Source organism: Phaeobacter sp. CAU 1743, from assembly GCF_039839315.1.
Lineage (GTDB): Bacteria > Pseudomonadota > Alphaproteobacteria > Rhodobacterales > Rhodobacteraceae > Phycobacter > Phycobacter gallaeciensis_A.
Map to the genome: position 1 here is coordinate 110,513 of NZ_JBDOQR010000001.1, position 17,500 is coordinate 128,012.

The 17,500-nt window shown below is 65.5% G+C and carries 14 protein-coding genes; 10 read left to right on the forward strand and 4 right to left on the reverse strand.

The annotated features are described in order from the left end of the window. Positions 1-289 precede the first annotated feature (289 nt). From pgi to AAFO90_RS00580, 6 genes are all read left to right on the forward strand, one after another. Positions 290-1,894, forward strand: a complete 1,605-nt coding sequence (gene pgi / locus AAFO90_RS00555) for a glucose-6-phosphate isomerase (RefSeq protein WP_347508144.1) — start codon at positions 290-292, stop codon at positions 1,892-1,894. Positions 1,895-1,942: 48 nt separating this feature from the next. Beyond that, the gene (gene zwf / locus AAFO90_RS00560) at positions 1,943-3,391 is read left to right on the forward strand and encodes a glucose-6-phosphate dehydrogenase (RefSeq protein ID WP_274831605.1); all 1,449 of its coding nucleotides are present in this window, start codon (positions 1,943-1,945) and stop codon (positions 3,389-3,391) included. A gap of 60 nt (positions 3,392-3,451) precedes the next feature. Further along, complete coding sequence (gene edd, locus AAFO90_RS00565) at positions 3,452-5,260, forward strand: phosphogluconate dehydratase (protein ID WP_347508145.1); 1,809 nt, start codon at positions 3,452-3,454, stop codon at positions 5,258-5,260. A 4-nt stretch (positions 5,261-5,264) separates the two neighbouring features. Continuing rightward, the gene (locus AAFO90_RS00570; RefSeq protein WP_347508146.1) at positions 5,265-5,912 is read left to right on the forward strand and encodes a bifunctional 4-hydroxy-2-oxoglutarate aldolase/2-dehydro-3-deoxy-phosphogluconate aldolase; all 648 of its coding nucleotides are present in this window, start codon (positions 5,265-5,267) and stop codon (positions 5,910-5,912) included. A 191-nt stretch (positions 5,913-6,103) separates the two neighbouring features. Next, entirely contained in the window at positions 6,104-6,928 is an 825-nt protein-coding gene (locus AAFO90_RS00575) for a sulfite exporter TauE/SafE family protein (protein WP_274831608.1), read from the forward strand. 29 nt (positions 6,929-6,957) lie between these two features. After that, a complete protein-coding gene (locus tag AAFO90_RS00580) occupies positions 6,958-7,653 on the forward strand; it encodes an FCD domain-containing protein (RefSeq protein WP_347508147.1) in 696 nt (231 codons plus the stop codon). Positions 7,654-7,663: 10 nt separating this feature from the next. On the opposite strand, the gene AAFO90_RS00585 is transcribed toward AAFO90_RS00580, so the two are convergent. The 4 genes from AAFO90_RS00585 to AAFO90_RS00600 form a co-directional block, all read right to left on the reverse strand. Continuing rightward, the gene (locus AAFO90_RS00585; protein WP_347508148.1) at positions 7,664-8,695 is read right to left on the reverse strand and encodes a phosphotransferase; all 1,032 of its coding nucleotides are present in this window, start codon (positions 8,693-8,695) and stop codon (positions 7,664-7,666) included. A 98-nt stretch (positions 8,696-8,793) separates the two neighbouring features. After that, positions 8,794-9,012, reverse strand: a complete 219-nt coding sequence (locus tag AAFO90_RS00590; RefSeq protein WP_347508149.1) for a DUF2798 domain-containing protein — start codon at positions 9,010-9,012, stop codon at positions 8,794-8,796. A 120-nt stretch (positions 9,013-9,132) separates the two neighbouring features. Continuing rightward, the gene (locus tag AAFO90_RS00595; protein WP_274867774.1) at positions 9,133-9,885 is read right to left on the reverse strand and encodes a TIM barrel protein; all 753 of its coding nucleotides are present in this window, start codon (positions 9,883-9,885) and stop codon (positions 9,133-9,135) included. A 197-nt stretch (positions 9,886-10,082) separates the two neighbouring features. Continuing rightward, positions 10,083-10,667, reverse strand: coding sequence for a DUF1285 domain-containing protein (locus AAFO90_RS00600; protein WP_274829464.1), 585 nt, complete (start codon positions 10,665-10,667; stop codon positions 10,083-10,085). Positions 10,668-10,731: 64 nt separating this feature from the next. Here AAFO90_RS00600 and AAFO90_RS00605 point away from each other — a divergent pair, with 64 nt between their 5' ends. From AAFO90_RS00605 to AAFO90_RS00620, 4 genes are read left to right on the forward strand one after another with little or no spacing between them, the layout of a single operon-like run. Then, positions 10,732-11,739, forward strand: a complete 1,008-nt coding sequence (locus AAFO90_RS00605) for a MoxR family ATPase (protein ID WP_274829463.1) — start codon at positions 10,732-10,734, stop codon at positions 11,737-11,739. After that, positions 11,736-12,647: a DUF58 domain-containing protein gene (locus AAFO90_RS00610; protein ID WP_347508150.1), complete on the forward strand. Its 912-nt coding sequence runs from the start codon at positions 11,736-11,738 to the stop codon at positions 12,645-12,647. Before AAFO90_RS00605 ends, AAFO90_RS00610 begins: the two co-directional genes overlap by 4 nt. Next, on the forward strand, positions 12,644-15,430 hold the full coding sequence (locus AAFO90_RS00615; RefSeq protein ID WP_347508151.1) for a DUF4159 domain-containing protein: 2,787 nt from the start codon (positions 12,644-12,646) through the stop codon (positions 15,428-15,430). Before AAFO90_RS00610 ends, AAFO90_RS00615 begins: the two co-directional genes overlap by 4 nt. Positions 15,431-15,441: 11 nt before the next feature. Further along, a complete protein-coding gene (locus AAFO90_RS00620) occupies positions 15,442-17,493 on the forward strand; it encodes a hypothetical protein (protein WP_347508152.1) in 2,052 nt (683 codons plus the stop codon). Positions 17,494-17,500 lie beyond the last annotated feature (7 nt).

Sequence of the window (17,500 nt, forward strand, 5' to 3'; positions counted from 1 at the left end):
GGGCGCCGCGCTTTTGCGCGGCGCCCGGCCCAACTGCGAGGAGGTATTCAAGAATACCCCGCAGCAGGCGAGAGCATCCGCCGCGCCACCTGCAACACAAAGAGACCGATCCGATCTGCCGAATTGACGCAGCCACGGTGGCCTGAGATAACCCGCCCGAACCTATTGCGTGCGGACATATTTACGACTATCAACGTTAGCGCTAACGATTTATGCAATTCGCATATCCAGGACCGCGCCAAGAACAAGATCAGACTCTAATCAGACCACTTGCAAGGAACCTGTTGGAATGAGTGATATCTGGGCACAGCTGGCCCGACACAGAGCCGAAACCGCCAATACGCCGTTGCTTTCGCTGTTCGATGACGCGGGCCGGTTCGATGCTTTCTCTGCCGACAGTGATGACCTTCTCCTCGACTATTCCAAAACCTCGCTGGACCAAACGGCCCTGTCCCTGCTGATCGATCTCGCAAAGGAAACCGGTCTGCCGGATCATATCGACGCCATGTTCCGCGGCGAGCGGATCAACGCGACCGAGGGCCGGGCCGTTCTGCACACCGCCCTGCGCGCACCCGCGGATCAGCAGATCCTGGTGGATGGCATAGACGTGGTGCCTCAGGTGCAGGAGACCCTGCGCCGGATGGAAGCCTTTGCCGGAGCGCTGCGCAGCGGCGAGACGAAAACCGCGACGGGCGCGGCCTTTACCGATGTGGTCAATATCGGCATCGGCGGCTCCGATCTTGGCCCGGTAATGGCGACGCTGGCCCTTGCGCCTTATCACAATGGACCGCGCTGCCATTTCGTCTCCAACGTCGATGGCGCCCATATTGCCGATACGCTGAAGGATCTCGATCCTGAAACGACGCTGATCGTCATCGCCTCCAAGACCTTCACCACCACCGAAACCATGGCCAATGCCGAAACCGCGCTCAGATGGCTGCGCGCGGCCCTGGGGGATGGCGCCACCGCGCATCTGGCGGCGGTCTCCTCGGCGCTGGACAAGACTGCCGCCTTCGGCATCCCGCCTGAGCGTGTGTTTGGCTTTGCCGATTGGGTTGGCGGGCGCTATTCCATGTGGGGGCCGGTCGGCCTGCCGATCCTGATCGCCGTGGGCCCAGACAATTTCCGCACCCTTCTAAGCGGCGCCGCAGCCATGGATGCACATTTTCAGACTGCCCCGCTAGCGCAAAACCTGCCGGTCCTGCTTGGACTGATCGGGATCTGGCACAACAATATCTGCGGCTATGACAGCCGCGCGGTGCTGCCCTATGACCAGCGCCTGTCGCGCCTGCCCGCCTACCTTCAGCAGCTCGACATGGAAAGCAACGGCAAGGGTGTGACCCTTGATGGCGAACCGCTGACCCGCCATTCTGGCCCCGTGGTCTGGGGCGAGCCGGGCACTAACGGCCAGCATGCTTTCTATCAGCTACTGCATCAGGGCACCCGCGTGGTGCCTGCGGAATTCCTGATCGCCGCCGAGGGGCACGAGCCCGAGCTTGCCCATCAGCACCGGATGCTGGTGGCCAATTGCCTGGCCCAGTCCGAGGCGCTGATGCGCGGACGCAGCCCGGAGGAAGCGCGCCAACTGGCCACCGATCGTGGCTTTGAAGGCGGCGATCTCAAACGGATGACCGCGCATCTGACCTTTCCCGGCAACCGCCCGTCGGTCACTATCGCTTACCCCCGGCTGACGCCCTTTGTGCTGGGGAAGATCATCGCGCTCTTTGAACACCGGGTCTTCACCGAAGGCGCGATCTGGGGGATCAACTCCTTTGATCAATGGGGCGTGGAATTGGGCAAGGAACTGGCGCTCAGCCTGATGCCGATGCTCGACGGCGCCGACCCCACCGGCAAGGACGGCTCGACCCGGGGCCTGCTGGCAAAACTGACCTGACGACCGGTCCGACATCAACCCGACCCGCTGCAAGGATCTGACAGACACATGGTTTCCCGCGTTATCCCCGTTCAGCCGTTCGACCTGGTCCTGTTTGGTGCCACCGGAGATCTGGCGCGCCGCAAGATCCTGCCGAGCCTGTTTCACCGCTTCCAGATCGGCCAGTTCAGCGACGATACCCGCATCATCGGCTCTTCGCGCGCCGATCTGGACCGGCCCGAGTTTCAGGAGCTGACCGCCGCCGCGATCCGCGAATTCGGCCAGCCCGGCGAAACCAACGAGGCGGATATCGCCGCCTTTATCAAGCTTCTGGATTATGTCGCGGTGGATGCGCGCGGCGATGGCGGCTGGGCCGAGCTGGGCCAGCATCTGCGCGCTGATGTCACCCGCGCCTTCTACCTGTCGGTCGCCCCCAGCCTATTCACCGATATCGCAGACCGGCTCAGCGCTAGCGGTATGGTCACAGCCGAGAGCCGCATCGTGCTGGAAAAACCCTTTGGTCACGATCTGGCCTCAGCGCGGGAGCTGAACCAGGCGCTGCGGGCGCATTTCCAGGAAGATCAGATCTACCGGATCGACCATTATCTGGGCAAGGAAACCGTGCAAAACCTAATGGCGCTGCGCTTTGCCAACTCCCTGTTCGAACCGCTATGGAATTCCTCCCATATCGACCACGTGCAGATCACCGTCGCCGAAAGCATCGGGGTCGAAGGGCGCGGCGAATATTACGACAGGTCCGGTGCCATGCGGGACATGGTGCAGAACCACCTGATGCAGCTGCTGTGCCTCACCGCGATGGAGCCGCCAGCGCGCTTCACCCCGAACGCGGTGCGCGATGAAAAAGTCAAGGTGATCGAAGCGCTGGATCCGGTGGCCCCGGATGATATCGCCCGCGGCCAGTATCGCGGCCGCAACGGCGACAGCTACCGCGAGCATGCGGGCAATCCCGACAGCACCACCGAAAGCTTCATCGCGATGAAGGTGCAGGTGGCGAACTGGCGTTGGGCCGGAACGCCCTTTTACCTGCGCACCGGCAAATGCCTGCGCGAACGGGTCTCCGAAATCGCTGTCTATTTCCGCGACCCGCCGCACAATATCTTCGAAGGCGCCGCAGGGGTGCACGGCAATGTGCTGGTGATCCGCCTGCAACCGGATGAAGGCATCACCCTGCGCACCACCATCAAGGATCCCGGCCCCGGCGGCATGCGCCTGACCGGCGCCAACCTCGACATGACCTTTGCCGACAGCCTACCCGATGCGGGCCGTCCGCAGGACGCTTATGAACGGCTGATCATGGATGTGATCCGAGGCAACCAGACCTTGTTCATGCGCGGGGACGAGGTCGAAGCCGCCTGGGCCTGGGCTGATCCGATCATCGCCAGCTGGGCCGACAGCGAAACCGCACCGCAGCGCTATGATCAGGGTGGCTCCGGCCCCGAGGATTCGCTGCTGCTGATGCACCGGGACGGGCGCCGATGGCGTAGTATCGGAGATTGACGTCCCCGACGCCACCGCCCCACAGCCCGCCCCGCGCAAGCCATTCGAAAGGCATCTGACATGAGCTTGAACCAGACACTCAAAGAGGTCACCGAACGGATCATCGCCCGCAGTGCGGAGACCCGCAGCGCCTATCTGGCGCGTATGCGCGCGGCACAAGGCAAGGGTCCGGCGCGGGCACATCTGTCCTGTTCCGGTCAGGCCCATGCCTATGCGGCGACTGGTTCGGATCAGGGCACGCTGGCCAGTGGCAGCGCCGGACATCTCGGGATCGTCACCGCCTATAACGACATGCTGTCGGCGCATCAGCCGTTTGAAACCTACCCCACGCTGATCCGCGATGCGGTCCGCGCCAGCGGGGGCACCGCGCAGGTCGCGGGCGGCGTGCCTGCCATGTGCGATGGCGTCACCCAGGGCGAGGCAGGCATGGAGCTGAGCCTGTTTTCCCGCGACACCATTGCGCTCGCGACCGGCGTTGCGCTCAGCCACAATGTGTTTGATGCGGCGGTCTATCTTGGCGTTTGCGACAAGATCGTGCCGGGCCTTGTGATCGGCGCGCAAACCTTCGGCCATCTTCCTGCAGTGTTCCTGCCTGCCGGGCCGATGACCAGCGGGCTGGCGAATGACGACAAGGCCAAGATCCGCCAGAAGTACGCCGCCGGAGAGATTGGCCGTGATGAGCTGCTGAAGGCCGAGATGGCCGCCTACCATGGCCCCGGCACTTGCACCTTCTACGGCACCGCCAACACCAACCAAATGCTGATGGAGTTCATGGGGCTGCATCTGCCCGGCTCCTCCTTCGTCAATCCCGGCACGCCCCTGCGCGAGGCGCTGACGGTGGAGGGCGCAAAACGGGCGCTGTCGCTCAGCGCGCTTGGCAACAATTATACGCCGGTCTGCGATGTGCTGGACGAAAAGGCTTATGCCAACGGCATCGTCGGGCTGATGGCCACCGGCGGATCGACCAACCTGCTGATCCACCTGATCGCCATGGCCCGCGCCGGGGGCGTGATCCTTGACTGGCAGGACTTTGCGGATCTGTCGGATGTGGTGCCGCTTCTGGCGCGGGTCTATCCCAATGGTCTGGCCGACGTGAACCATTTCCACGCTGCGGGCGGGCTTGGCTATATGATCGGTGAACTGCTGAACGCGGGCTTCCTGCATCCCGATACAAAGACCATCGCGGGCACCGGGCTGGAACACTACACGCAGGAACCCTTCCTGACCGAGGATGGTCTGACCTTCCGCCCCGGCACCACAACATCGCTCAACGACGCGATCCTGCGCCCGGCTCAGGCTCCGTTCCAGCAGACCGGCGGGCTGAAACGGCTGACCGGCAGTCTGGGTACAGCGGTGATCAAGGTCTCCGCCGTCGCCGAGGAACACCACGTGATCGAGGCCCCCGCTCGCGTCTTCCACGATCAGGAGGAGGCCAAGGCCGCCTTCAAGGCAGGCGAGTTCACCGGCGATGTGATCGTCGTTGTGCGCTTCCAGGGCCCCAAGGCAAACGGCATGCCGGAACTGCATAGCCTGACGCCCATGCTGGGCATCCTGCAGGGCAAGGGGCACAAGGTGGCTCTGGTGACCGACGGGCGCATGTCCGGCGCCTCGGGCAAGGTGCCTGCCGCCATCCACGTGGTGCCTGAGGCGCTGGACGGTGGACCCATCGCCAAGATCAGGGACGGCGATATGCTGCGGCTCGATGCCACCACCGGCACGCTCGACGTGCTCACCCCCGGCGCGCTGGACCGCGAGGCCGCTACGGCGGATCTGTCTGCCTATCAGCACGGCACCGGGCGCGAGCTGTTTTCCCTGTTCCGCCAGGCCGTCACATCCGCCGATACCGGCGCCAGCGTTTTCGGAGACTGATCCCATGTCAATTTCACCAAAGGCGGCCAGCACCCGCACCCGCGAGATCTGCCAGATGGCACCTATCGTTCCTGTGCTCGTGGTGCATGACGCCGCCCACGCCCGCCCGCTGGCCGAAGCGCTGGTGGCAGGTGGGCTGCCCGCGCTGGAGGTGACCCTGCGCACCCCGGCGGCCCTTGATGCCATCCGCGAGATGGCTCAGGTGCCCGGCGGCGTGGTCGGCGCAGGCACATTGGTCACCCCCGATGACGTTGCAGCGGCGGTCGAGGCTGGCGCGCAATTTGGCGTCTCGCCCGGCGCCACCGATCAGCTTCTGGACACCTGTGAGGCCGCAGGCCTACCGATGCTGCCCGGCGCCGCCACCGCCTCCGAAGCGATGCGCCTGCTGGAGCGCGGCTATGACATGCTGAAATTCTTCCCCGCCGAAGCCTCGGGCGGGGCGCCCGCGCTGAAAGCCATCGGCGCGCCGCTGCCGCAGATCTCCTTCTGCCCCACCGGCGGCGTCAGCCCGGGCAATGCCCGCACCTACCTGTCGCTGCCCAATGTGGTCTGCGCCGGGGGCAGCTGGGTCGCCCCGGCAGACCTGATCGAGGCGGGCGACTGGGCCGGAATCACCGAACTGGCCCGCGCCGCGCGGCAACTGGCAGGCTGAGCTCCAGAACACCCACCGACAAAACAAGGAACCGAGAGCACCGGCCTTGACAGCCGGGGCCCGTTCCACGATGTATCGCAACCAATTTAGAATTGGTTGCGACCCTCATCTTGCCATATGATGACGGGCGCGCGGCCGGACTTCCGACAGCACCCGCCCTGTAGCGTTCACCACCAGAAAGACGATCTCTCATGTTTGAACTCGAAACCCTCCTCCCTCTGGTCGCCGTTGCAGCCGGCTCTGGCATCATCGGTGGTGTCCTTGCCGGCCTTCTTGGCGTTGGCGGCGGAATCGTCATCGTGCCCGCGCTTTACTTCGCCCTGTCGCTGACCGGGATGGAACCCGCGCTGACCATGCAGGTGGCGGTGGGCACCTCGCTGTCGACCATCGTCTTTACCTCGCTGTCCTCGGGCTATGGCCACTACAAGAAGGGCGCCATCGACATGGCGTTGCTGCGGCTCTGGGCACCGTCGATCCTTGTGGGCGTTGTCATCGGCGGCGTGCTGGGCGGTATCGTTTCGGGGCAGGTGCTGATCGCGGTCTTTGCCACGGTGGCGGTGATCGTCGCGCTCGACATGATCCTGCGCAAGGCGCAAGACAGCGACACTCCGCGCAGCTTTTCCAAACCGGTCTGGGCCGGGCTTGGCGTCGTGGCCGGCTCGATTTCGGCGATGATGGGTATCGGCGGCGGCACCGTTTGCGTACCGATGCTGAACTTCCTTGGCTATGACATCCGCAAGGCCGTGGGCACCTCTGCCGCAATCGGCTTTATCATCGGGGTGCCGGGCGCGCTAATCTACATGGCGACCGGTTTCGGCTCCGAAGGTCTGCCGCCCTTCTCGCTCGGCTATGTGAACCTTCTGCTTGCGGCGGTGATCATCCCGCTCAGCACGACCTTTGCCCGGGTTGGCGTAAAACTGGCCCATAGCATCCCGCGCCGGGCGCTGCGCCTGTCCTTTGGGCTGTTCCTGCTGATTACCTCCGCCCGGATGTTCAAAGACCTGTTTCTCGGTTGATCCGAGGCTGAACAGAGGCTGATCCTGCCATGACACCGCCCCCTGCCCCGCCTTCGGATACCGAGATCGCTGCGCGTCTGCGCCGGGAGATCGCCGAAGGCGCACCGCTGAAGGATGGCCGCCTGCCGCCCGAACGGGAGCTGGCCCAGCGCCACGGTATCAGCAGGGCGCGGCTGCGGCGGGTGCTCGATCTGCTGGCTGCCGATGGCACCATCTTCCGGCGCCGGGGACAGGGCACATTTGTGCTGCCGCCCCCGGCCACCGATGCCGCACGCCTGAAACCGCTGGCCCGGCGGGTGACTCCGGCCGAGGTGATCGAGGTGCGCCTGACACTGGAACCCCGCCTTGCGGCGCTGGCCGCGACCCGCGCCACCCCGCAGGAGCGTACGCAATTCGCCCAGATCGCAGCCGCCACCCAATCGGCAGAAGAACAGCGGAGCTATGATGCGGCAGATGATATCTTTCACTACAAGATCGCGGAAATGGCCCATAACGCGCTGTTCCTGACCATGTACGAGGCGATCCGGAGCGTACGCCAGGAGGCCAGCTGGATCCGCCCGCGGGCCGAAACCTATTCTGGCGCGGTATTCGAGATGCTGGCGCAGCAGCACCAAGCGCTGGCGAGTGCGATCATCGAAGGCGACGAAACGCGCGCGGCAGAGGCCATGCAAACCCACCTGCAGAGCGTGTCGGACACCCTGTCGCGAGCTGATCCGGCGCCCTGACCCGGGGTGGTTATCCAGCCTTTGACAACGCCGGACCTGCATCGCGCCAGCCCGGCAGCGTCTGATCCAGAAATGCTATCACTTCGGTCAGCCCGGCAGCATCCAGCGCCACCTGCATCTGGCGAAGCACCCGGGGCAGGAAGTGCAGGTAGCCGGGTTTGCCGTCGCGCTGATGCAGGCGCAGGAACACGCCGGCAATGCGGGTATGGCGCTGCGCTCCCAGCAGGTGATAGCGCCGGGTGATCGCATCAGCGCCCCCGGCGCTCTCCGGCGCGGCGGCGATGTAGCGTTCAAGCATTGCCTGCTCCAACCCCGGTTCCAGATCGCGGCGCGCATCCTGCAATAGCGATACAAGATCGTATTCCGCAGGACCGGTCACGCCGTCCTGAAAATCCAGCAGTCCGCAGCGGCGCACTCCGTCGCGTTCGCTGAGCTCCATCAGGTTGTCGACGTGAAAATCGCGCAGCACCAATGTGCGCGGGCCATCCAGCACCGCAGCTAGCGGCTCCCGCCACAAATCGCGGAACTCCGCGTCGAACGCCTCCGGTTCGATGTCCGGGCGCAGCGTCGGCGCGAACCAGTGGGAAAAGATCGACAATTCCTCCAGCAGGGTCGCCAGATCATACGCTGGCACCTGCACCGATGCGGCCTGCGGATGATGGTGCAGGTGCAACAGAGCATCCACCGCGAGGGCATAGAGCATGCTCTCGTCCCGCCCGGCAGCCAGCTGCACGCTATAGGTCTGGGTCCCGAAATCTTCGATCAGGGCCAGGCCGGTGTCCGGATCGGCGCCAAAGACCTGCGGCGCGCTCAAGCCCAGTTCTGTCAGATGCTGCGCGAGAGACACGAAACCGGCAAACCCCGCCGGATCACTCGGATCCTGCATCAGCATCCTGCCGCGCCCCTCAAGCCGCATATACCGCCGCGCCGAAGCATCGCCAGGCAAGGGCAGCAGGGTTGCATCCGTCTCTCCCTGCTTGGCCAGAAAGTCGGCGATGGTGGGATCCTGCTGAACGGAGGCAGAGGGCGGGGAAGACATCATAGGCAGGGCACCTTGCAGCAACAAAGGACGTGGGCCACAGGTCTGGAGGATTTTCGCCGCCCCGTCCAGCCATGCCGCCCGATATGCGTGGTCAACCCCTAGCCCTGTTTCACAAGCCCGTTCACAAAGCGCCGCACCAGCGGCGCCACCACAAGCACCACGCAGAAGGCCACAGGCCAGCTATAGAGCCAGGAGGTCAGCCAGGCCTGCGCGCTGAAACCGCGCGTCCTGAGCGTTGCCACCATAATCACGATGCCCGACATGATCCCGGACAACAGGAAGCCAAACAGAACAGGCGCGAAACGGGCGGGCAGCATGGAAGACTCCTTGTTCACATTCCGGCAGGAATATGTGGCAGGGAGCAACCAATTGCCAGACCGGGGCGCGGGATCGTAATCCCGCGTGAACGCACCTGGAGAATTCTGGTCAAAAAACGCTCAGAGCATCCAGCCGAGACTGTCTTCGGTGCGCAGGGTCGAAGGCGTGTATTCCGCGCTGACCCAACCTTTATAGCCGCTGTCGTCGATGGCGGCGAAAAGCTCTTCGAAGTCGACGGGACCGGTGCCCGGCTCACAGCGCCCGGGTGCGGCGCCGATCTGCACGTGCACCACATGTTCCTTGAAGGTCTCCCAGACCTTCAGCGCATCGCCGTGGATCATCTGGGCGTGATAGGCATCGTACTGCAGCCCCACGTTCGGCCGGTTCACCGCCTGCAGAACCTCAGCCGCCAGATTGTAGTCGTTCAGGAAGTAGTTCGGCTGGTCCCCGACATTCAGCGGTTCGATGGTGAACTGCTGCGTCGGCGCGCGATCCGCGGCCCACTGCAGGTTCTGGATGAAGGTCTGTTTCGCCAGATCGCCCGTCGCATAACCGGCCATGATGTGAATGGCGCCGGGGCGCAGGATCTCGGCGTAGCGCAGCACCCGGCGGATATCGCGCTGATACCGTTCCCCGCCGCCCGGCAGCGCAGCATAGCCGGGCATACCGCCAGTGTAATTCGGCGGCGGCGCGTTCATCAGCAACAGTTCCAGCCCGTTCGACACCAGCGCCCGCTGGGTTTCCTTGGCCGCCAGTTCATAGGGAAACAGGATCTCAACCGCGTCGAACCCGGCCTTGGCCGCCGCTGCGAACCGTTCAAGATAGGGCAACTCAGCAAAGAGCATTGAGATATTCGCGGCAAACCTTGGCATCGGAGCTCCTGTCGTTTGCCGCAGATTTAAGGCCTCGCAGACTCGGCGCCAAGGGCGGGAAAACGGTGCATTAAACGCAACCGCCACAATATTGCCACAAAATCGACTCTATTTTACCCAAAATGCCAGAACCTGCTAACGATAGCTTAATTCGCACCCTGGCGACGCGCCGGAAAGGCGAGAGTTCTGGGGCAGTTTCAGCCTTGATCCAGCTCTGCCGATGGAATGACCGGGAAGAATTCGCCAGATGACCACAGGCCGAACCACCCGTCATGATGGCTACCCAGTTCGACCAGCCGGTAAAAGCTCTTGCGATCGATCAGTGCCTCAAGCCCGGCCCGGATCATCACGTAAGGCGACGGCTCACCAGTCTCGGGATCCCGCACCACCCGGATCGGATGGTCCGGCCCGGCCACGGCGCTGTCGCCGACATGAGTGGTGAAGGTCAGCACCTGATCCTCTCCCGCGCCGGAGGCTTCGAAATCGACTGCCACGAAAGGCGCATCATCGACGGTGATTCCGACCTTTTCGACCGGCGTCACCAGGAAATACTTGTCGCCTTCCCGCTTCAGGATCGATGAAAAAAGCCGCACCAGCTCAAACCTGCCGATGGGGGTCCCAAGGTAGAACCAGGTTCCGTCACGGGCGATGCGCATGTCCAGATCGCCACAAAACGGCGGGTTCCACAGGTGGACCGGCGGCAAACCCTTGCCTTTCTTGGCCGCAGTGGCTGCGGCTGCTATGCCGTCGGCTGTCGGTGTCACGATGTTTTGTCCGCTCATTGTTTTTGCCATTTCCGTTGGGCGAGATACACTAAGACCATATATGCGCCGTGAAAGGAAAGTCATGTCCGAACCCGATGATCTGCTGGCCGACATCGAAGCGCTCGAAGCCAAGCTGCAACAGGCGCGGGAGTCGATCACCCGCCGTTTTATCGGCCAGGAGCGGGTCGTGGACCTGACCCTTGCCACTCTTTTGTGCGGCGGTCACGGGCTGCTGGTCGGACTGCCAGGTCTGGGCAAGACCCGGCTGGTGGAAACCCTGTCGACGGTGATGGGGCTGGATGGCAACCGGATCCAATTCACCCCTGACCTGATGCCGGCGGATATCCTCGGCTCGGAGGTGCTGGACACCGCCGCCGATGGCAGCCGCGCCTTCCGTTTCGTGCCGGGGCCGGTGTTCTGTCAGCTCTTGATGGCGGATGAGATCAACCGCGCCAGCCCACGGACCCAATCGGCGCTGCTGCAGGCGATGCAGGAACGCACGGTGACCGTCGCGGGTGAAGACCGGCCGCTTGGCACGCCCTTTCACGTGCTGGCCACCCAGAACCCGATCGAGCAGGAAGGCACCTATCCCCTGCCCGAAGCGCAGCTGGACCGCTTTCTGTTCCAGATCGACGTGCAATACCCCGACCGCAAGACCGAGCGGGACATCCTGCTGGCCACCACTGGTGCAAGCGAGGCCGAGGCGCATCAGGTCTTTACCGCCGATGAGTTGATCGCCGCCCAAAACCTGCTGCGGCGCATGCCGGTGGGCGACTCGGTGGTCGAGATGATTCTGGACCTGGTCCGCGCCTTCCGCCCCGAAGAACCGGGCGCCTCGCAGCGCGTCGTCGATACGGTCGCCTGGGGTCCGGGGCCGCGCGCAGCGCAGGCCCTGATGCTGGCGGTGCGCGCCCGCGCCCTGCTGCAGGCCCGGCTGGCGCCCAATGCCGAGGATGTGATCGATATGGCCCGGCCAGTTCTGACCCACAGGATGCAGCTCAACTTCTCGGCCCGCGCGCGGGGTGACAGCCTAGCCGATCTGATCGACAGCACCGCTGCCGAGCTGACCCGCACCGGAGCCGCCGCGTGACCCAACCCGCCGCCTCTGACGCGTCTTCTCCCGTCGCCCCGGCCGCAGATCTGCGCCACCGGGCCGAAGGGGAGGCCAGCGCCCTGCCGCCGCTTCTGGTCGATGCGCAGATGCTGGCAGGTGCTGTCCTTTTGGGGGAACACGGGCGGCGGCGCGCCGGAACCGGCGATGATTTCTGGCAATACCGTCCCCTGCAACAGGGCGACAGCCGCCGCATGATCGACCATCGGCGTTCGGCCCGGGGCGATGTGCAATTCGTGCGCGAACGGGAATGGCAGATCGCCCAGACGGTGCATGTCTGGACCGATCTTGGTGCCTCGATGCGGTTTTCCTCCGGCCCCGAATTGCCGCAAAAGATCGACCGCGCGCGCCTGCTGGCGCTGGCGGTGTCGGTCCTGATGCTACGCGGCGGCGAACGCGTGGGCCTCACTGGCGGTAGATTGCCCCCGCGCAGCGGCAAGGCGCAGATCCTGCGTCTGGCCGAGATGCTGAGCCGCGAGGACGACGCCGATTACGCACCACCCGAGCACCGCGCCATGGTGCCCCATGCCCGCGCCCTGTTCATCTCCGATTTCCTTGGCCCCTTTGACGAACTGCAGCTGGCGCTGAGCAAGGCCGCCGACCGCGGCGTGCGCGGGGTGCTGTTGCAGGTTCTGGACCCAAGCGAGGAAAGCTTTCCCTTTGCCGGGCGTACCCGGTTTCATAGCATGACCGGCGGGCTGGTGCATGAAACGCTGAAGGCCTCGGCATTGCGTGACCGCTATCTGGACCGCATGGCCGAACGGCGCGACGCGCTGGAAGCGCTGTGCCGCACCGCAGGCTGGCGGCTGGGTCTGCATCACACGGGTGACAGCGCCCAGGCTGCGCTGATGTGGCTCTATCACGCGCTGGAAAGGTCCTCCGCATGACCCTGATTGCCGGTATCGGATTTGCCTATCCCTGGCTGCTGCTGGGCCTGCTGGCTCTGCCGATCCTGTGGCTGTTGCTGCGCGCTGTGCCGCCTGCACCGCGGCGGCAGGCCTTTCCTGCCGTGACCTTGCTCTTGGGCCTTGGCGATGACGAAAGCCTGTCCGACCGCACGCCCTGGTGGCTGTTGCTGCTGCGGATGCTGGCGCTGGCGGCGGCAATCATCGGTCTCGCCGGTCCGGTGCTGAACCCGGAAGAGCGCGACAGCGGCAGCGGGCCGCTGCTGGTGGTGCTGGATGCGACCTGGGCCGGGTCTGATGGCTGGGAAGAAACCCGCGATCAGATCACCGCGCGGCTGGAGGAGGCCGGGCGCAGCGACCGCACCGTCGCCGTCCTGCGGCTGAGCGATCCGCAACCGCTACAATTCCTTGCGGCCAGCGACTGGGCTCGGCAGGTCGCCGGCCTCACCCCCAATCCCTGGCAACCGGCCCCGGATCAGGTGGATCAGGCACTTACGCATATTGCCGAAGCCACAGAAGGCTTTGACACGCTCTGGTTCAGCGATGGATTGGACTATCCCGGGCGGGAGCAGCTGACCGAGGCGCTGTCGGACCGCGGCGCCCTGCAGGTGCTGGAACAGCCCGGCGCCGCCTTTGCGCTGGCACCGCCTAGCTATGCCGATGGCGCGCTGGAGCTGACGGTGGAGCGCAGCCTGCCCGGCCCCGCACTGGATATGCTAGTGCAGGCCCGGGGCCGCGATCCCGGCGGCACCCTGCGCAGCCTCGCTCAGGCCACCGCCCGTTTCGATGCAGGCGCCACAAACGCCAGCGTCCGCCTATCCTTGCCGTCCGAGCTGCGCGCCCGGATTACCCGGTTTGAACTGGCAGGCCAGCGCAGCGCCGGGGCCGTGGCCCTGGCCGATGACGGGTTGCGCCGCCGCGAGGTCGCGCTGATCGCCTCGGAAAGCGAAGACGAGGGCCTCGCGCTGCTGTCGCCGCTGCACTACCTCCGTCAGGCACTGGCGCCCACGGCGGACCTGCTGGAAGGCGCGCTCAGCGATCTGCTGCCCGCCAATCCCGATGTGATCATCCTTGCCGATGTCGCCCGCCTGCCCCCGGCGCAGGAACAGGCGGTGATCGACTGGGTCGAGGAAGGCGGGCTGCTGGTGCGCTTCGCCGGCCCACGGCTGGCCGCCAGCGATACCGCACGCAGCGAGGAAGAACCGTTGATGCCAGTGCGTCTGCGCCTTGGCGGACGCAGCATCGGCGGCGCCATGAGCTGGGGTGAGCCAAAGACGTTGGCGCCTTTCGAGGATGACTCTCCCTTTGCCGGGCTGCGCACGCCAGAAGAAGTCACCGTCTCGGCGCAGGTGGTGGCCCAGCCGGACCCATCCCTTGCCGACCGCGTGATCGCCGCCCTTGGCGATGGCACTCCGCTGGTCACCCGCAAGCCGCTGGGGCAGGGGCAGGTGGTGCTGTTCCATGTCACCGCCAATGCCGAATGGAGCAGCCTGCCGCTCTCAGGCCTGTTCGTGCAGATGCTGGAACGGCTAGCGGTTTCTTCGGCTGTCGGCACGCCCGAGGCAACCAGCCTGGAAGGCACGGTCTGGCGGCCTGTTTCGGTGCTGGATGGATTTGGCCGCAGCCGCGAGGCAGGCACCCTGCCCGGTGTGCAAGGGCCTGATCTGGTCGCCGCCCCGGCAGGCCCGGCGCTGCAGCCCGGCCTTTATGATGGCGGCAATCAGACCCTCGCACGCAACGTGCTGCGCGCGGGCGATAGCCTGACGGCGGCGTCCTGGCCTGCCTCGGTTCCGGTTTCCGGCTACAGCGCGGCGCAGGAGCGCCCGCTTGGCGGCGCCTTGCTGGGGCTTGCCCTTGTGCTGCTGGCGCTTGATGTGCTGGCGACCCTGCTGGTCTCTGGCCAACTGGCGCAACTGCGGCGCAGCACCGCCCTTGTCCCCTTTCTGGCAGCAGCCGCTCTGGCACTTGGCGCCCTGTCGCCACGCCCAACCCTGGCGCAGGAAAGTGGCGCCGCCGATCCGGTCGCGCTGGCCGCCGAGCTGACGCTGGCCCATGTGCTGACCGGCAATGCAGAGGTAGACCGTATCGCCCGAGCCGGTCTGCAGGGCCTGTCGGACACGCTGTTCTTCCGCACCTCGGTCGAGCCATCAACGCCAGCAAGCGTCGATCTGGAACGAGACGAGCTGGCGTTCTTCCCGCTGCTTTACTGGCCGGTGACGGCGGATCAGAAAATGCCCTCGGCCGCGGCCTATACAAGACTCAACGCCTATCTGCGCAGCGGTGGTATGATCCTTTTTGACACCCGCGACGCCGATCTGACCGCTGTCGGCGCCACCAGCCCCGAAGCGCGACGCCTGCAACAGCTGGCGCTGGGGCTCGATATTCCGCCGCTGGAGCCGCTGCCGCCGGACCACGTGCTGACCCGCACTTTCTACCTGCTACAGGACTTCCCCGGCCGCCATCCGCGCGGCCCGCTTTGGGTCGAAGCCGCGCCGCCCGATGCAGAGCAAGACGAAGGCATCCCCTTCCGCACGCTTAACGACGGGGTGACGCCGGTGGTGATCGGCGGCAACGATTGGGCCTCGGCCTGGGCGGTGGACAGCAATGGCCGCCCACTGCGCCCGGTCGGGCGCGGCTATGCCGGTGAGCGTCAGCGCGAGCTGTCGCTGCGCTTTGGCGTCAATCTGGTGATGCATGTGCTGACCGGCAATTACAAATCCGATCAGGTCCATGTTCCGGCACTGCTGGAACGGCTGGGGCAATAGGGGCCACGACGATGACGCAGACGATCCTGTTCGACCCGCTGCTGCCCTGGCCCGTGATCTGGGCGCTCACCGCCGTGACGGTGCTGGGCCTAGCGCTGGCCATCTGGGCGCGGATGCGCGGCTGGCTGCTGCGCGCGGGCGCCGCCCTTGGCCTGCTGGCAATGCTCGCTGGGCCAGTGGTGCAGAACGAAAACACCGCCCCCTTAAGCGATATCGTGGTGGTGGTCGCCGATAAAACCGCCAGCCAGAGCCTGCCTGCCCGGCCCGAGCAGATGGCCGAGGCCGAAGAAGAGCTGAGACAGGCGCTAGAGGCCCGCCCCAATACCGAAACGCGCTGGATCACCCTGCCGGATGCCGCCGATGACAGCGGCACCGCCCTGATGCAGGCGGTTTCCGATGCGCTGGCCGATGCACCGCGTGGCCGGATCGCCGGGATCATCGCCCTGTCGGACGGTCAGATCCACGATGCCGATCAGGCCCCCGACCTGCCTGCGCCGCTGCACCTGTTGCTGACCGGCAAGGACAACGACTGGGACCGCCGCCTTGTGGTGCGCAACGCGCCCGCCTTTGGCATCATCGGAGAACCCGTCACCCTGACGCTGCGGATCGAGGATCAGGGCGCCGCGCCCGACGCCGCCGCAACCGCGCCGCTGGAAATTGCGATCGATGGCGCCGAGCCGAAACGGTTCACCCTGCCGGTCGGTGTCGATTTCGAACTGCCCATCGCCCTGCCGCATGGCGGGCGCAACGTGATCGAATTCTCGGTACCCGAAGCTGCCGGAGAGCTGACCACCCGCAACAACACGGCGCTGATCCAGATCAACGGCGTGCGGGACCGCCTGCGCGTGTTGCTGGTGTCCGGAGAACCGCACCCCGGCGGGCGCACATGGCGCAACCTGCTGAAATCGGATAGCTCGGTGGACCTGGTGCATTTCACCATTCTGCGCCCGCCGGAAAAACAGGACGGGGTGCCGGTGGATGAGCTGAGCCTCATCGCCTTTCCCACGCGCGAATTGTTTCTGGAGAAGATCGACGATTTCGACCTGATCATATTTGACCGCTACAAACGACGCGGCATCTTGCCTGCGATTTATCTCGACAATGTGGCCGATTACGTGGCCAAGGGCGGCGCCGTTCTGATCGCGGCGGGGCCGGATTTCGCCAGCGCCGCCAGCATCTACCGCAGCCCCCTGTCGGTGGTCCTGCCCGCCAGCCCCACGGCGCGGGTCTTTGAACAGCCCTATCTGCCCCAGGTCACCGATCTTGGCGCCCGCCACCCTGTCACCTCGGGACTGAAACGAGAGAGCACAGACGGGACGTGGGGCCGCTGGCTGCGCCAGATCGATCTGCAGGAACCGCAGGGACATGTTCTGATGGAGGGGGTCGAGGACCGGCCGCTGCTGGTGTTGAACCGCGAAGGCGAGGGACGCGTGGCGCTGTTGGCCTCGGATCATGCCTGGCTCTGGAGCCGGGGCTATGAAGGCGGCGGGCCGCAGCTGGAACTGCTGCGCCGCCTTGCCCACTGGATGATGAAAGAGCCGGAGCTGGAGGAAGAGGTTCTGACCGCCGAGGCCACCGGCCAGAAGATGCAGATCACCCGGCGCACGCTGCAGGACAGCATCGGCGCCGTCACCATCACCGCGCCGGATGGGTCCGAGACGGTGCTGGACCTGCAGGAACGGGCGCCGGGCGTCTGGCAGGGCAGCTATACAGGCGCCGAGATCGGCCTGTACCACCTCAGCGAAGGCGAGGCCTCTGCCGTCATCGGGCTGGGTCCGGCGGCGCCCCGGGAGTTCGGCGAAACCGTCGCCACCGGCGAGGTGCTGCGCCCGGTGGTCGCCACAGCGCGGGGCGGTATCCTGCGGCTGGACGACGGTCTTCCGCGCCTGCGCGATGTGCGCGAGAGGCGCCCGGCCGCCGGACGTGGCTGGATCGGTCTGACCCCGCGCGAGGCCTATGAAACCCTGTCGGTGTCACAGCATCCGCTGCTGCCTGCCTGGCTGGTGCTGCTGGTTATTGCCGCGCTGATCACCGCAGGCTGGCTGCGCGAAGGACGCGGCTGACCCCGGC

Coding starts and splice junctions, on each gene's coding strand:
- AAFO90_RS00575 (WP_274831608.1), top strand. CDS start 6,104: ATGTTTGAACTCGAAACCCTCCTCCCTCTGGTCGCCGTTGCAGCCGGC.
- AAFO90_RS00590 (WP_347508149.1), bottom strand. CDS start 9,012: ATGCTGCCCGCCCGTTTCGCGCCTGTTCTGTTTGGCTTCCTGTTGTCC.
- pgi (WP_347508144.1), top strand. CDS start 290: ATGAGTGATATCTGGGCACAGCTGGCCCGACACAGAGCCGAAACCGCC.
- AAFO90_RS00585 (WP_347508148.1), bottom strand. CDS start 8,695: ATGATGTCTTCCCCGCCCTCTGCCTCCGTTCAGCAGGATCCCACCATC.
- AAFO90_RS00570 (WP_347508146.1), top strand. CDS start 5,265: ATGTCAATTTCACCAAAGGCGGCCAGCACCCGCACCCGCGAGATCTGC.
- AAFO90_RS00615 (WP_347508151.1), top strand. CDS start 12,644: ATGACCCTGATTGCCGGTATCGGATTTGCCTATCCCTGGCTGCTGCTG.
- AAFO90_RS00595 (WP_274867774.1), bottom strand. CDS start 9,885: ATGCCAAGGTTTGCCGCGAATATCTCAATGCTCTTTGCTGAGTTGCCC.
- AAFO90_RS00600 (WP_274829464.1), bottom strand. CDS start 10,667: ATGAGCGGACAAAACATCGTGACACCGACAGCCGACGGCATAGCAGCC.
- edd (WP_347508145.1), top strand. CDS start 3,452: ATGAGCTTGAACCAGACACTCAAAGAGGTCACCGAACGGATCATCGCC.
- AAFO90_RS00620 (WP_347508152.1), top strand. CDS start 15,442: ATGACGCAGACGATCCTGTTCGACCCGCTGCTGCCCTGGCCCGTGATC.
- AAFO90_RS00580 (WP_347508147.1), top strand. CDS start 6,958: ATGACACCGCCCCCTGCCCCGCCTTCGGATACCGAGATCGCTGCGCGT.
- zwf (WP_274831605.1), top strand. CDS start 1,943: ATGGTTTCCCGCGTTATCCCCGTTCAGCCGTTCGACCTGGTCCTGTTT.
- AAFO90_RS00605 (WP_274829463.1), top strand. CDS start 10,732: ATGTCCGAACCCGATGATCTGCTGGCCGACATCGAAGCGCTCGAAGCC.